The organism is Pseudomonas sp. 3296 (genome assembly GCF_031456615.1).
Taxonomy (GTDB): Bacteria; Pseudomonadota; Gammaproteobacteria; order Pseudomonadales; family Pseudomonadaceae; genus Aquipseudomonas; species Aquipseudomonas mucoides.
This window is the reverse complement of record NZ_JAVDUY010000005.1, coordinates 216,879-231,623: the sequence shown is the minus strand read 5'-3', so window position 1 is coordinate 231,623 and position 14,745 is coordinate 216,879. Positions and strand designations below refer to the sequence as shown.

The following is a 14,745-nucleotide window of genomic DNA, read 5'->3' as shown; positions in this document are numbered from 1 at the left end:
AGGCGCTCGGCGAGCGGGAATGCTCGCCAGTGTAAGTCGATAGCAAGCTATTCGATAGCCTCGTACGGAAGCCCGACGTAATTTTCTGCAATGGTTTTTCGACCAGCTTCGGAACCGACAAAGTAGTCCAGTTCGGACTCGCTGATGCGCTGGCTGAAGGCATCATGGTCGTCAAAACGGTGCAGCATCGAGGTCATCCACCAGGAAAATCGCTCGGCTTTCCACACCCGGCGCAGGCAGATTTCAGAGTATTTCTCCAGCAAATCCACGCGTCCTTCCCGATAGACCTTCAACAGAATATTGAACAACGTGCTGACGTCACTGGCGGCCAGGTTCAGGCCCTTGGCGCCGGTGGGCGGGACGATGTGCGCGGCGTCGCCGACCAGGAACATCCGCCCGAATTGCATCGGTTCAACGACAAAACTGCGCAACGGCGCGATGCTTTTTTCGATGGACGGGCCGGTGACCAGTGAGGCTGCCAACGCTGGCGGCAGACGCAATTTCAACTCATCCCAGAAACGCTGATCCGACCAGTCCTGCACCTGGTCCTCGGCCGGCACCTGAAGGTAATACCGGGTGCGGGTCGCCGAGCGCATGCTGCACAAAGCAAAACCGCGCTTGTGGCGGGCGTACACCAGCTCTTCGTGCACCGGCGGCGTGTCGGCGAGGATGCCGAGCCAGCCAAACGGATAGACCCGCTCGAACACCTTGAGGCAGTCGTCGGGGATCGATTGGCGCGCCACACCGTGAAAGCCATCGCACCCGGCGATGTAGTCGCAATCGAGGCGATACGTCTGGCCATCCTTATCAAAGGTGACGAAAGGTTCTGCGCTTTTCATCCCGTGCGGTTTGACGTTGACGGCGTCATAAATCGTCTGCGCGCCGGCCTCCCGACGAGCGGCCATCAGGTCGCGGGTGACCTCGGTCTGGCCATACACCATCACGGTTTTTCCGCCCGTCAATGCCTGCAGATCGATGTGCACCTGACGGCCATCGAGTGCCAGTTCGAAGCCGGTATGCACCAACCCTTCGGCGTCCATCCGCTGACCTACGCCGGCCTGGCGCAACAGCTCTACCATGCCTTGTTCAAGGACCCCGGCACGGATTCGCCCGAGCACATAATCCGGGCTCTGGCGTTCAAGAATGAGGGTGTCGATACCGGCGTTGTGCAGCAATTGCCCGAGCAGTAAACCGGCAGGACCGGCGCCAATGATGGCGATTTGGGTTTTCAGCGTTTTCATTGTTGTCAGGACTCGCAAGCTCCACGCGACCAAGGCCGGTGAATTATTTTTATGGATCGAGTGCTTGCATTTTTCCCTCGCGAGTCTGTCAATTGAAGGTGAAAACTGAGCCGATACCTGTTCTTTCTGCCAATCGGTGCGATTATCGCCCGCAACCCCCCGAGGCCTGGATTGAAGTGATGAACAAGCCTGACCTGCCTTCGATTCCAGTGTTCAAGCTCTACGGTGAAAGCCTGGACTGGCCGACCCCCGACTTGCTGCACTGCGAAACCATTTCCAAACGCAGCCGCGAACACCAATGGGAAATCAAACCCCACCGCCATGCCGATTTGTGCCAGTTACTCTTCGTCTTCAAAGGTCAGGCAGAGCTTGAGATCGAAGGTAAACGCACGCAACTGACCGAGCCCACCGTGCTGATCCTGCCGCCATTGTCGGTGCACGGTTATCGATTTTCCGAAGACGTCGAAGGGTTTGTCTTGACCCTCGCTGCGCCGCTGATCGCCCATCTGCAAGCGCAACTGGGCAACTCGGTGAATGCCTTGGCCCAGGCTGAAAGCTACCCGGCGGGCAAGGACGGTGACTACCTCAACAGCCTGTTTTCAGCGCTGCAAGACGAATACACCGGCCACCAACCGGCGCGTGAAATGCTCATGCATTCACTGGTCAGCGTGATCATGGTCTGGGTCAGCCGGCAGGTGATTTCACGTCGCAGCGCCAGCCAGCGTCCGCAGCGTGCCCGGGAATACCTCAACGGATTTATTCAACTGGTGGAAGAGACTTACCGCCAGCACGTCAAGGTCGAAGACCTCGCGCATCGGCTGGGGATTTCCGTGTCTCACCTCAACGGCACGTGCCGTGAACTGGCGGGGCAACCGGCGTTGCAGATCATGCACGAACGGCAATTGCTGGAGGCCAAGCGTTTGCTGACCTATACCAGCATGACCATTTACGAAATGTCTGACGTGTTGGGATTTTCCGATCCGACCAACTTCACGCGCCTGTTCCGGCGTCGCGTGGGCATTTCGCCCAAGGCATTCCGCGACCGCTTGAAGGCCGATCAGGGCAACGAGTCCTGATCCCCCGGGTCACCGCAGGGCGTTGAGGGTCGCGTTGTGAGGGATGCAGCGCTCGAAATTGCAGCTCGCAAATTCGCGGGGCAGTTGTCGCGCCTGCTCGACCCGCCAGGCCGCGGTGCCATACAGCGCCAGCGTCACCGCGCAGGTGATGAAAATGGTGAGGTATCTTCTTGTTTTGATGTTCATGGCGTGGACCTCTGAACGAAATACCCTTGGGTATTACTTTGAGCATAGGTCAGCGCCGGTGAGTTGCCACTAAAGCGGATGTTCAAAACACTGATGCGCCCCTTGTAGGATTACAGGTCGACATCCCACTCCGGTTCTTCCGGGAATCTTAAAACAAGGAAATCCAGCAGGCTGCGCAGCGCGGCCGGCATGTGTTTGCGTGAGGCATACACCGCGTAGATATTCATCTGCCTTGGCTCGGCATGAGGCAGCAGGCGGATCAGTTCGCCGCTGTGGATGTGCACACCCGCCTGATAACTCGGCAGCATCGCCACCCCGGCGCCGGCGATGGTTGCGCGCAGCAAGGTGCTGGCTTCGTTGGCGCTGATGTTGCCTTGCACCGTCACCGAAACTGGCTCGCCGTCCTCCTCGAAATGCCAAAGGCTTTTGCCGAAGTAGGAATGGGTCAGGCAATTGTGCTGGCTCAACTCCTCCACCCGCAGCGGCGCTGGATGTTCGCGCAAGTAGGCGGGCGAGGCGCAGATCACCGAACGGCAAACCGTCAGCCGTCGGGCGATCAGGTTCGGGTCCAGGTCGTTGCTGGTGCGGATTGCCAGATCGATGCGCTCATCCACCAGGTTCACGGTGCGGTCGAGCATCTGCAGGTCGATGCTGACGCCAGGGTAACGTTTGACGTAGGCCGCCATGGCGTCCGCCAGTTGCGCCTGGCCAAACGAGGTGCTGACACTGATGCGCAGCAACCCCCGCGGCGCATCGTCCGGCTCGCTGACGGCGGCTTGCATGTCGGTGGACAAGTCGAGCATCTGCCGACAGCGGGGCAGCATCTCGGTGCCGGCGGCGGTCAGGCTCAATTTGCGGGTGGTGCGGTGCATCAACCGGGCGCCGACCCAATCCTCCAGTTCCGCCAGATAACGTGACACCACCGGCCGTGACAGGTCCAGATGATCGGCGGCGGCCGACTGGCTGCCGAGGTCGACCACCGTGACGAATACGCGCATTGCTTGAAGACGATCCATGATTTGCCCGCTTTCAGAAACAAACTATGTTCAAGCATCGCATTTTTTGTACTGAGTCATGCAACTAAGCTCCCTCCCATCGCCAAGCATGGCATTCGGATTACGGAGCAACAGATGATCGGTTTCACCACCCTCAAGCGTATTTTGCTGGCCACCGCCGCTCTCGGCTTCGCGGCCCATGCAGCGGCGGCCTCGACCTTGACCCTGGATGTCTACAACCCCGGCGACAAGGCGATCTTCCCGGTGACGTCGGTATTGGTCAGTGGCGAGAAAGAAGCGATTCTGGTGGATGCGCAGTTTGGTAAGTCCCAGGCCGAACAAGTGGTCGAGAAAATCCGCGCCAGCGGCAAGCAACTGAGCACCATCTACATCAGCCATGGCGACCCGGATTATTACTTCGGCCTCGACACCCTGACCGCCGCGTTCCCCAACGCCAAAGTGCTGGCCTCGCAGCCGACAGTGGATCACATCAAGCACACCGTCGACGGCAAACTGGCGTTCTGGGGCCCGAAAATGGGCGCTGACGTACCGGCGAAAACCATCGTGCCCGGCGTGCTCAAGGGCGACAGCCTGATACTGGAAGGGCAGAAATTGCAGGTGGTGGGGCTGGACAGCAAGCAGCCGGACCGCACCTTCGTCTGGATTCCATCGATCAAAGCGGTTGTCGGTGGGGTGGTTGTGGCAGAAAACATCCATGTCTGGATGGCCGACACGCAAACCCCGCAGTCCCACGCCGATTGGTTGACGACGCTGCACGCCATCGAAACCTTGAAACCGAACACCATCGTGCCGGGTCATTACCTCGGTGACAGCGCCCGCTCCCTGGCGGCCGTGCGGTTCACGGCTGAATACATCAAGGCGTTCGACGAAGAAACCGCCAAGGCCAAGGATTCCGCCGCACTGATCGCCGCGATGAAAAAACGCTTCCCGACGCTGGGCGAAGAAAGCTCGCTGGAGCTGAGCGCCAAAGTCGCCAAGGGCGAGATGAAGTGGGGCGAATGACCGGACACCTGTGAATGATCGTTCCCACGCAGAGTGGGAACGATCAACAACTACATCCAAGCCAACTGGAGAACGTCATGAGCAAAATCGCAATCATCGGGGCCACTGGCCGTGCCGGCAGCCAATTGCTGGAAGAAGCCCTGCGTCGTGGTCATAGCGTCACCGCCATTGCCCGCGACACGTCGAAGATCGGTCAGCGTGCCGGTGTGGTGAGCAAGAATGTCGATGCCCTTGATGGCGAAGCGTTGCAAGCCGCTGTGGCGGGTCATGACGTGGTCATCAGCGCCGCGCATTTCTCGACACTCCCCGTCGCGGCGGTGATCGGGCCGGTGAAAAAGGCCGGGGTGAAACGTCTGCTGGTGGTGGGCGGTGCCGGTTCATTGTTGTTGCCGGGAGGGACTCGCGTGATCGACAGCGAGGGCTTTCCCCAAGCGTACAAAGCCGAGGCGGGTGCCGGGGCGTTGTTCCTTGAGAACCTGCATCAGGAAAATGACCTGGACTGGACCTTCCTGTCACCGTCGGCGGAGTTTGTCGAAGGCGAGCGCACGGGTGTGTTCCGGATTGGCCAGGATGATTTGCTGGTGAGCCGTGAAGGGCGCAGCTGGATCACGTTTGCCGATTATGCGATTGCGATGATCGATGAAGTTGAAGTGCCGAAGCACTCCCGCCAGCGGTTCACCGTAGGCTACTGAGTCCACTGAACCCCTGTCACCGATCGTTCCCACGCAGAGCGTGGGAACGATCAAGGCTTCAGAAGGCTAGCGTGACTGAGCCTGCTCAACCAGCCACCCCAACAATTCCTGCAACTTCGGCGAAGGTGCGGGCTTGTGCGGCAAAACCAGGTAATACGCCAACCCCGTTTTCACCTTCAGTTCAAACGGCATCACCAGTCGCCCGGCGCTCAAGTCATCGCCAATCAACGACCAGTCGCCAATCGCTACACCCGTCCCCTGTGACGCCATCGACATCGCCAGGTCCAGGGTTTCGAAGTGCTGACCCTTGCTGACATTGTTCAGCCGAACATTGGCCGTGGCCAGCCAGGCTTTCCAGTCACGCTCATCACGGGTGGGGTGCAGCAGCATGTGCCGCTGAAGGTCTTCCGGGGTCTGCAACGGCACCGGGCCTTCAAGCAGCGGTTTGGAACAGACCGGCGTCAATATTTCTTCAAACAGGCGTTGCGAGGTCAACGTGCTGTCCGGTGGCACGCCGTACATCACCGCCGCATCGAACTGCTCACGATGAAAATCCACGCCGTGCTTGACCGTGGTGGTCAGTTCCACCGGCACGTCCGGGCGCTCCCGTTGCCACTGCAAAAGACGCGGCAACAGCCAGCGCATCACGCAGGTCGGCGCCTTGAGTTGCAGGGTTTCGCGCTTCTCGCCGATCTGTTCAACGGCCTCATCGATCAGGCCGAAAATCTGCTGCACCCGTGGCAGCCATTCCCGCCCTTCAGCCGTCAGATCGAGGCCGCGAGCCTGGCGGATGAACAGTTCATAACCGAGGTGATCTTCGAGCCCGGCGATCTGCCGGCTTACCGCGCCTTGGGTGATGTGCAGCTGTTCGGCGGCCCGGGTGAAGTTGCAGCACTGCGCGGTAATCAGAAAAGTGTGCAGCGCCGGCAGGGGAGGCAGTCGTTTCATTGGGATCCAAGGTATGACGTGAGGACATGGCTAGTATGACTTTTTATCCATTGTTGAGGCTACGTGTCGCCCGTTCCAATGAGGCCATCCCTGGACCTGCCCACTCATCATAAACACTGTGCAGGCCCGGCGTCTCAAACGAACAAGAAGGGCAAAACACAATGGCGACGTGCGGCGAAGTATTGGTCAAGTTACTCGAAGATTACGGGGTTGAGCAGGTGTTCGGCATTCCCGGGGTTCATACCGTGGAGCTGTATCGCGGGCTGGCCCGTTCGAGCATCAACCACGTCACTCCGCGTCACGAACAGGGCGCCGGTTTCATGGCCGACGGTTATGCCCGCACCAGCGGCAAACCGGGTGTGTGCTTCATCATCACCGGCCCTGGCATGACCAACATCACCACTGCGATGGGCCAGGCTTACGCCGATTCGATCCCGATGCTGGTGATCTCCAGCGTGCAATCGCGCAGCCAGTTGGGCGGCGGTCGCGGCAAGCTGCATGAACTGCCGAACCAGGGCGCGTTGGTCGCCGGTGTGGCGGCGTTCTCCCACACCCTGATGTCGGCGTCCGAGTTGCCGGGCGTGCTGGCCCGTGCCTTTGCGCTGTTCCAGGCTGGCCGTCCGCGTCCGGTGCACATCGAAATTCCGTTGGACGTGCTGGTTGAAGAAGCCGATGACCTGCTGACCAGCGTACCGGTGAACATTGACCGCGCCGGTGCATCGCCGACCGCCGTCTCGCGCATGACCGAGTTGCTGGCCGGCGCCAAGCGCCCGCTGATTCTCGCCGGTGGCGGTGCCATCGATGCCGCTGCCGAACTGACTGAACTGGCCGAACTGCTGGACGCGCCGGTGGCCCTGACCATCAACGCCAAAGGCATGCTCGAATCCAGTCACCCGTTGCTGATCGGTTCGACCCAGAGCCTGGTCGCGACTCGCGCACTGGTGGCCGAAGCCGACGTGGTCCTGGCCATCGGCACCGAATTGGCCGAGACCGACTACGACGTCACCTTCGCCGGTGGTTTCGAAATCCCGGGCAAGCTGCTGCGCGTGGACATCGACCCGGACCAGACCGTGCGCAACTATCCGCCGCACGTGGCGCTGGTGTCCGACTCGCGCAACGCTGCTCAGGCATTGCTGAGCGCGCTGTCCCACAAGTCCCTGGCCGAGCGCGCCAATGATTGGGGTCAGGTGCGTGCCTCCCGTTTGCGTGAGGCACTCGCCGAGAGCTGGGATGCCCCGACCCTGGCGCAAACACGCTTTCTCGAAACCGTCCTGCACGAGCTGCCAGACGCGGTGTTCGTCGGCGATTCGACCCAGCCTGTGTACACCGGCAACCTGACCTTCAACCCCGAGCGCCCGCGTCGCTGGTTCAACTCGTCCACCGGTTACGGCACCTTGGGTTACGCCTTGCCAGCGGCGATTGGCGCCTGGCTCGGCGGCAGCGTCGAAGGCGGTTCGCGTCCTCCGGTGGTGTGCCTGATCGGCGACGGCGGCCTGCAATTCACCCTGCCGGAATTGGCCAGTGCCGTTGAAGCGCGCACCCCGGTGATCGTGCTGCTGTGGAATAACCAGGGCTACGAAGAGATCAAGAAATACATGGTCAACCGCGCCATCGAGCCGGTCGGCGTGGACATCTACACCCCGGACTTCATCGGTGTGGCCAAGGCCTTGGGCTGCGCGGCGCAAGCCATCAGCGACGTCGAGCAATTGCGTACGGCGCTGCGTGCTGCGGCGGATCGCCAAGGCCCGACCCTGATTGAAATCGATCAGACCCAGTGGATGAAGGCGGTGTCGAAATGAGTTTTCCAACCACGCTCGACGGTCTGTTCATCAATGGCCAATGGTCGGCCGGCCACGAACACTTGCGCGTGATCAACCCGGCGACCGAAGCCTTGTTGACCACGGTCAATGGCGGCGATGCGGAGTCTGTCGATCAGGCGGTGAGCGCGGCCGCCAACGCCTTTGCCGCCTGGTCGAAAACCACCGGCGCCGAGCGCGGCGCGATCCTGCGCAACATCGCAGCGGGCGTGCAGGCTGGTCGTGAAAAACTGATGCATTTGCAGTCGAGCAACAACGGCAAGCCATTGTTCGAAGCGGCCATCGACGTCGACGACGTGATCGCGACGTTTGAGTATTACGCCGGTCTGGCCGAAGGCCTCGACGCTAAACTAGACAGCGCCGTTGAATTGCCGAGCGACGATTTCAGCGCGCGTCTGCGCCGCGAGCCGGCCGGTGTGGTCGGCCTGATCGTGCCGTGGAATTTCCCGATGGTCACCACCGCGTGGAAACTCGCTCCGGCCCTGGCCGCCGGTTGCTGCGTGGTGCTCAAGCCTTCGGAAGTGACACCGCTGCCGGAACTGGAACTGGCGTCGATCATCGCTGAAGCCGGGTTGCCGGCCGGCGTTTTCAACCTGGTGTGCGGCACCGGTCTGGCCGTTGGCGCGCCACTGTCGGTTGATCCGCGCATCGCCAAGATTTCTTTCACCGGCAGCAACGCGGTGGGCGTGCAAGTCATGCAACGTGCGGCGGAAACCGTCAAAGGCGTGAGCCTGGAACTGGGCGGCAAATCGTCGTTGCTGGTGCTGGCCGATGCCGACCTCGACCTGGCGGTGGACGTGGCCTGTGGCGGCGGTTTCTTCAACGCCGGGCAAATGTGTTCCGCTACCAGCCGTGTGCTGGTCGCCGATGAACTGGCCGATGAATTCCTGCTGCGCCTGAAGGCGCGCGCCGAAGCCATTCGGGTGGCCGACCCGTTTGATCCGGCCGTGGAAATGGGCGCACTGGTCAATCAGGCGCAATACCAGCGTGTGCTGGGCCACATCGATCGAGGTTTGAGTGCCGGCGCCAAGCTGATCTGTGGTGGCAATCGCCCGGCCGATCTGCCTCGCGGATATTTTTTGCAGCCGACAATCTTCACCGAAGTGCCCCTCGACAGTGCGCTGTGGTGTGAAGAGATTTTCGGTCCGGTGATCTGCGTGCGCAGTTTTGCCACAGAAGCCGAGGCGATTGCCCTGGCCAACGACAGCCAGTTCGGCCTGGTGGCCAGCGTGGTCACGCGCAATGCCGAGGCGGCTGATAGGGTCGCCAACGCCTTGCAGGCGGGCCTTGTGTGGATCAACGCGCCGCAGGTGATCTTCCCGCAAACCGCCTGGGGTGGTTACAAACAAAGCAGCATCGGCCGCGAGTTGGGGCCGTGGGGCTTGCAGGCGTTCCAGGAAATCAAACACGTGATCCGGGCGGTCTGACGGCACGAAAAAGGTCAGCGCATGCCTCGAAAGGAGGCATGCGCTGGCGTCATGGCTTCGATGAGTTTTTATCGATAGTCAGGTGTTTTACACGACCTCAGGATGAACTTGCCGGCTCAGCCAAACCCCCGAAAATACGGGGGCCAATGCAGATCCGGTCGCGCGGATGCAACAGTTTCGACCTGCCTTATACCTACAAAAACAAAGGGAGTCCGTTATGGGCGAACATGATCTGAACAGACGTCAATTCATCAAGACCGTAGGCGTAGCCTCGGTGGCAGCGGCCGCCATGAGCATGCCGTTCATGAAGGCCAATGCCAGCGACACACGCTTTGCGGGCAAGACGCTGCGTTTGCTGACCTGGTCCGATGACACTGGCCTGGCAGCCCTGCGCAACATCGCCGCGACCTTCGAAGACAAGTACGGCTGCAAAGTCATCGCTGACCGCACCGGCAGCACTTCGGAAATGGTCGCCAAACTCAAGGCCGGCGGTGATCGTCCGCAGTACGACATCATCACCCTGGCCGGCGTCGGCGCCGAAGGTCTGGCCGCCGCCAACCTGCTGGAAAAACCCGATCTCAACCGTATCCCGAACCTGGTCGATGTTCCGGAAAAATACCGCACCGGCGCCAATGGCCACGGCATCGGTTACCTGCTCTGGTGCAACAGCCTGGTCTACAGCACCCGCACCCAGAAAGAAGCGCCAACCAGCTACGCCTCCCTGTGGGATGCCGACGCTGCGCCAAACATCTTCCTGCCGCCGCCGAACTGGACCGAGGCCATGGACCTGATCATCATCGCCGCCAAACTGGCCGGTGGTGACGAGCACAACATTGAGCCGGGCTTCAAGAAACTCGCCGAGCTGAAAGATCGCGTAGTCACCCTGGGTGAAAACCCGAACCAGATCGCCGAGCTGTTCCGCACCGGTTCGCTGGACATGGGCGGCCTGTACGCACCGGCATTCTTCCCCAAACAGATCCGCGACCCGGCCTACGGCCTGAGCGCAACCTTTGGCATGAAGGAAGGTTTCTACACCGACTTGATGCAATCGGTGATGCCGAAGAACCGTCCGGGCGACACCGACATGGCGTACGCCTTCATCAACCACTCTCTGGACCCGCTGGTGCAGGGCAAGATGGCTGAAGACATCTACAACGGCCCGGTCAACGCCAAGGCGATCATCTCCGCCGAAGCGCGCAAGAGCCCGTACATCCTCACGCCAGAGCAGATTGCCGAGAAGGCGATCATGCACGACAACGCCTTCCTGGCCACCGTGCATGACCAATGGATTCGTCGCTACACGGAAATCTTTTCTTCCTGATCTGAATCACAGGGAGGTTCTTTGAACCTCATCGCGGGCAAGCCTTGCTCCTGCAAGAGCAGCGCCTTACCTGCAGGAGCACGGCTTGCCCGCGATCGAGTGCCCAGCACTCGCCGAGATCTTCCATTGACGAGACCCTTGCTATGGAACACCAACCTTTGACTCATCCGGTCAGCATCGCCCCCGAGCGTGCCCGTCGGGGTGTTTCGCCAACGACCCGCGCCTGGTTTTTCCTGTCGCCGTCGATGCTGTTTCTGGGTGTGCTGATCGCCGCCAGCCTGCTGGTCCTGCGCATGAGCGTGGGCACCAAGGGCGCGGAATGGACCGGGTTCAGCCTGGCCAGTTATGCCCAATTGCTCGAACCGTATTACCTCAAATCCTTGCTGCTGACCTTGCGCCTGGCGCTGATCAGCGCTGTGATCGCCGTGGTCCTGGCGATCCCGGTGGCCTACACCATGTCGCGCCTGACCTCGCCGTTCGTGCGCCGAGTGTTCCTCGCTGCGGTGCTGTTGCCGTTGCTGGTCAACCTGCTGCTGCAAAGCTACGGCTGGCTGGTGATCCTCGGCCCGGGCGGCATGCTCAATCAGGCACTGATGGGCCTCGGTCTGATCAAACGCCCGATCATGTTGCTCTACAACCAGAACGGTGTACTGATGGGCCTGGTGCAAACCGCGTTCCCGTTGGCCGTGTTGCCGATTGCCAGCGCCATGCGCGGCGTCGCCCGTACTTACGAAGAAGCTGCTGCGACCCTGGGCGCCAGTCGCTTCCAGGTGTTCCGCCAGGTGGTGTTGCCGATGAGCATGCCGGGGATCATTACCGGCGCGACGTTGGTGTTCGCCTACAACGCCAGCAGCTTCGTGGTGCCTTTGCTGCTCGGTGGTCGACGCGTGCCGATGCTGGCGGTGATGGTCCATGACCAGATCGCCCCGCTGATGAACTGGCCCGCCGCGTCCGCTGCCGGTGTGGTGTTGATTGTCACCACGCTCGCGATCATGACCTTGTCCGAATACATCACTGGCCGCCGTCGGCGCATGCTGGAGGCTTCGCAATGAGTACCCTGACCAAGAAACGTTATGGGCTGCTGCCGGGCGAAACCGGCAAGTTCGCCGGCATCCTCTCGGGCTTCATCCTGCTGCTGGCGGTGTTGCCGATCCTGACCATGATCGTGATGTCGTTCAGCGGCTCGTCGAACCTCGACTTCCCGCCGAGCAGCTACAGCCTGCAATGGTACAAGGCTGCCTGGCACACCTTCGTTTCGCCAGACGCCAGCGACGTGCTGAGCCTGGGCAAAGCCATGACCACCAGTTTGATGGTGTCCTGCCTGACCATGGTCTTCGCCACAATCATCGCGGTGCCAGCCGCTTATGCGCTGACCCGTTGCGAGTTCCGCGGCAAGGCCGTGGCGCTGCAACTGATGTCGTTGCCGTTGGTGTTTCCGATGGTGGTGTTGGGCCTGGCGTTGCTGCTGGTGTTCGACAGCCTGCCGTTCCAGATGACCACCTCGCGGCTGGTGATTGCCCACGTGATTCTGGCGTTGCCATTTGTGGTGAAAAACTGCACCGCGGCGATGCTGTCCATCGGCAGCGAAGTCGAGGAGGCCGCGCAAATGCTCGGTGCTTCGCCGACCCGGGCGATTGTCGATGTGGTGGTGCCATTGATGAAGTCGGGGATCCTGGCGGGTGCGCTGCTGGCGTTCATCGTCTCGTTCAACGAATTCACCGTGACCTATTTCCTCTACACCATCGACGTCATGACCGTGCCGATCTGGATGTACAGCCGCACCGTGTCTTCGCTCGACCCTACCGTTTTCTCGTTTGCCGTGCTGATCGTGCTGATCGACTTCGTCCTGATCTGGGCGCTGGAGAAGCTGGTCGGTGAAGGTGGCGTTTCGTTCTGATTTCTTGAGGTGATTCACATGTCTGGTCTGATTCTGGAAAACGTCGAGAAACACTACGGCTCGGCCTGCGCGGTAAAGGATGTAAACCTGCATTTGCCCGAGGGCAAACTGGTGTGTTTCCTCGGCCCGTCGGGCTGCGGTAAAACCACGCTGCTGCGCATGATCGCCGGCCTCGAAACCCTCACCGGCGGCGAGATTCGCCTGGACGGTGAGGACATCGGCCACACGCCGGCGCATCAGCGTAATTTCGGCATGGTGTTTCAATCCCTGGCCTTGTTCCCGCACATGACCGTGGGGGAGAACATCGCTTATCCACTGAAACTGCGTGGCGTCAGCAAGGCTGACCAGCAGGCGCGGGTGGTGGAATTGCTGGAGCTGATTCAGCTGCAGGAAATGATTGATCGCCCGGTGGCCAAACTCTCCGGCGGTCAGCGTCAGCGCGTGGCGATTGCCCGGGCGATTGCTTCGCGACCAAAAATCCTCCTGCTGGATGAGCCACTGTCGGCGCTGGACGCCAAGCTGCGCGAATCGATGCAAGTGGAGATCCGTCAGCTGCAACAGCGCCTGAACATCACCACGATCATGGTGACCCACGATCAGCGTGAGGCCATGACCATGGCCGATATCGTCGTGGTACTGGGTGAGCACCGTGTGCAGCAAGTCGGCACGCCGATTGAAATCTACCGCCACCCGGCCAACGAATTTGTCGCGGACTTTATCGGTTCGGGCAACATCTTCCCGGCCACGGCGTTGGGCAATGGCAAGGTCGGTCTGCCGGGGGGCGATGCACTGGACGTGCCGATCTGCAGCAGCATTGTGGTCGGCGAGAAAGTGAAGATGCTGATTCGCCCGGAAGACCTGCAACTGTCGCACCCGCAGGCGACGGCCGGGAATCGCTTGCTTGGCAAGGTGACGTTCGTGCGTGATATCGGCGCGACGATTGAAACCACCGTGGAGTGTTCCGGGGTGTCGTTTACCGCGCTGAGCACACCGTGCCAGGGGTTCGGGTTGAGCATTGGCAACCCGGTGTCGGTGACGTTGCCGGCTGAGGCCTGCCGCGTACTCGGGGCCTAACATCCACCGCTCTGCAGGAGCAAGGCTTGCCCGCGATGAACAATGACTGGGTGTAACTGATACACCGCATCAAGTCATCGCGGGCAAGCCTTGCTCCTGCAGGGCGCTAAACCGACAGCCGCAACCGCGCCAAATCCCGCAACGGCGGCGCCCCAAACAACCGACTGTATTCACGGCTGAACTGCGAAGGGCTTTCATACCCCACCCGATACCCCGCCGCCGAAGCCTCCAACCCTTCCGCCAGCATCAACCGCCGCGCTTCCTGCAACCTCAGCTGCTTCTGATACTGCAACGGACTCATCGCCGTCATCGCCTTGAACCGGTGATGCAACGTCGACACGCTCAGGTTCACCTCTTTCGCCAGATCATCGATACGCAGCGGCTGCTCATAGTTGCCGTTCAGCCACTGGATCGCCTGACTGATGCGATGGCTCTGGCTGTTGGCGATCGCGATCTCATACAGCCGATGCCCCTGGGGGCTGCGCAACAACCGATAAAGAATCTCCCGACGAATCAGCGGCGCGAGCATGGCGATGTCTTTTGGCGTGTCGAGCAAACGTGCCAGACGCAGCACGGCGTCGAGCATGGCGCTGTCGATCCGCTCGACATACAGGCCACGGCCGGTGGGTCGGGTCGGTACACCTAAAGGTCCGGCATCGGCAATCAGCGCGCTGATTTCTGCCGGGTCGATGTCCAGCCGCACCGAGAGAATCGGTTCTTGCGAGGTGACATTGACGATCCGTCCGCTCAGGGGCATCGAGACCGAGACCACCAGGTAATGCAGCGGGTCGTAATTGAAGTATTCGTCCGCCAGCCGCACCTCTTTGCGCCCCTGCGCCATGATGCACAACGCCGGTTGGGCGAGCACCGGGGCAAAGTCGTGGGACTTGCTGTGTTTGGCCATGAACAGCGAGCCGACGGCGGTCTCATAATTGCCATCATCGGTTGTATAGCGACGGATGATCGCGGCCAGTTCCGCGCGCTGTTTCTCCATCTCGGCGTCCAGTGGGGCTTGAAAATGATCGAGCGACGACATGCAAGGCATCCT

At 60.8% G+C, this 14,745-nt stretch carries 14 protein-coding genes; 9 read left to right on the top strand and 5 right to left on the bottom strand.

Translation table 11 applies throughout. The features are described 5' to 3' along the window. Window positions 1-47: 47 nt before the first annotated feature. Window positions 48-1,241, bottom strand: coding sequence for a 4-hydroxybenzoate 3-monooxygenase (pobA, locus tag J2X66_RS15110; protein WP_310265658.1), 1,194 nt, complete (start codon window positions 1,239-1,241; stop codon window positions 48-50). A 179-nt stretch (window positions 1,242-1,420) separates the two neighbouring features. Between pobA and J2X66_RS15105 the strand changes: the two genes are divergently transcribed. Beyond that, window positions 1,421-2,317: a helix-turn-helix domain-containing protein gene (locus tag J2X66_RS15105; protein ID WP_310265656.1), complete on the top strand. Its 897-nt coding sequence runs from the start codon at window positions 1,421-1,423 to the stop codon at window positions 2,315-2,317. Between the two features lie 9 nt (window positions 2,318-2,326). On the opposite strand, the gene J2X66_RS15100 is transcribed toward J2X66_RS15105, so the two are convergent. Both J2X66_RS15100 and J2X66_RS15095 read right to left on the bottom strand, forming a co-directional pair. Continuing rightward, window positions 2,327-2,503 carry a hypothetical protein gene (locus J2X66_RS15100; RefSeq protein WP_170219114.1) on the bottom strand — a complete coding sequence of 59 codons (177 nt, stop codon included), beginning with the start codon at window positions 2,501-2,503 and terminating at the stop codon, window positions 2,327-2,329. 110 nt (window positions 2,504-2,613) lie between these two features. Further along, window positions 2,614-3,519 carry a LysR family transcriptional regulator gene (locus tag J2X66_RS15095; protein WP_310265653.1) on the bottom strand — a complete coding sequence of 302 codons (906 nt, stop codon included), beginning with the start codon at window positions 3,517-3,519 and terminating at the stop codon, window positions 2,614-2,616. Window positions 3,520-3,633: 114 nt separating this feature from the next. Here J2X66_RS15095 and J2X66_RS15090 point away from each other — a divergent pair, with 114 nt between their 5' ends. Together J2X66_RS15090 and J2X66_RS15085 are read left to right on the top strand one after the other, a co-directional pair. Further along, entirely contained in the window at window positions 3,634-4,521 is an 888-nt protein-coding gene (locus tag J2X66_RS15090) for an MBL fold metallo-hydrolase (RefSeq protein ID WP_310265651.1), read from the top strand. A 77-nt stretch (window positions 4,522-4,598) separates the two neighbouring features. Continuing rightward, complete coding sequence (locus tag J2X66_RS15085) at window positions 4,599-5,213, top strand: NAD(P)-dependent oxidoreductase (RefSeq protein ID WP_310265649.1); 615 nt, start codon at window positions 4,599-4,601, stop codon at window positions 5,211-5,213. Between the two features lie 66 nt (window positions 5,214-5,279). On the opposite strand, the gene J2X66_RS15080 is transcribed toward J2X66_RS15085, so the two are convergent. Continuing rightward, on the bottom strand, window positions 5,280-6,161 hold the full coding sequence (locus tag J2X66_RS15080; RefSeq protein ID WP_310265648.1) for a LysR substrate-binding domain-containing protein: 882 nt from the start codon (window positions 6,159-6,161) through the stop codon (window positions 5,280-5,282). Window positions 6,162-6,322: 161 nt separating this feature from the next. On the opposite strand from J2X66_RS15080, the gene J2X66_RS15075 reads away from it, so the two are divergent. The 6 genes from J2X66_RS15075 to J2X66_RS15050 all read left to right on the top strand — a co-directional run bounded on the left by J2X66_RS15075 (window position 6,323) and on the right by J2X66_RS15050 (window position 13,697). Further along, window positions 6,323-7,960, top strand: a complete 1,638-nt coding sequence (locus J2X66_RS15075) for a 5-guanidino-2-oxopentanoate decarboxylase (RefSeq protein ID WP_310265647.1) — start codon at window positions 6,323-6,325, stop codon at window positions 7,958-7,960. Beyond that, the gene (locus J2X66_RS15070; protein ID WP_310265646.1) at window positions 7,957-9,405 is read left to right on the top strand and encodes an aldehyde dehydrogenase family protein; all 1,449 of its coding nucleotides are present in this window, start codon (window positions 7,957-7,959) and stop codon (window positions 9,403-9,405) included. The genes J2X66_RS15075 and J2X66_RS15070 overlap by 4 nt, the downstream gene beginning before the upstream one ends. A gap of 217 nt (window positions 9,406-9,622) precedes the next feature. Further along, window positions 9,623-10,726, top strand: coding sequence for an extracellular solute-binding protein (locus J2X66_RS15065; protein WP_027922889.1), 1,104 nt, complete (start codon window positions 9,623-9,625; stop codon window positions 10,724-10,726). Window positions 10,727-10,869: 143 nt separating this feature from the next. Continuing rightward, window positions 10,870-11,778: an ABC transporter permease gene (locus J2X66_RS15060; protein ID WP_310265645.1), complete on the top strand. Its 909-nt coding sequence runs from the start codon at window positions 10,870-10,872 to the stop codon at window positions 11,776-11,778. Next, window positions 11,775-12,623, top strand: a complete 849-nt coding sequence (locus tag J2X66_RS15055) for an ABC transporter permease (RefSeq protein ID WP_310265643.1) — start codon at window positions 11,775-11,777, stop codon at window positions 12,621-12,623. Before J2X66_RS15060 ends, J2X66_RS15055 begins: the two co-directional genes overlap by 4 nt. 18 nt (window positions 12,624-12,641) lie before the next feature. Beyond that, window positions 12,642-13,697, top strand: coding sequence for an ABC transporter ATP-binding protein (locus J2X66_RS15050; protein WP_310265641.1), 1,056 nt, complete (start codon window positions 12,642-12,644; stop codon window positions 13,695-13,697). Window positions 13,698-13,803: 106 nt separating this feature from the next. Here J2X66_RS15050 and J2X66_RS15045 read toward each other — a convergent pair whose 3' ends face one another. Further along, window positions 13,804-14,733, bottom strand: coding sequence for an AraC family transcriptional regulator (locus J2X66_RS15045; RefSeq protein WP_310265639.1), 930 nt, complete (start codon window positions 14,731-14,733; stop codon window positions 13,804-13,806). Window positions 14,734-14,745 lie beyond the last annotated feature (12 nt).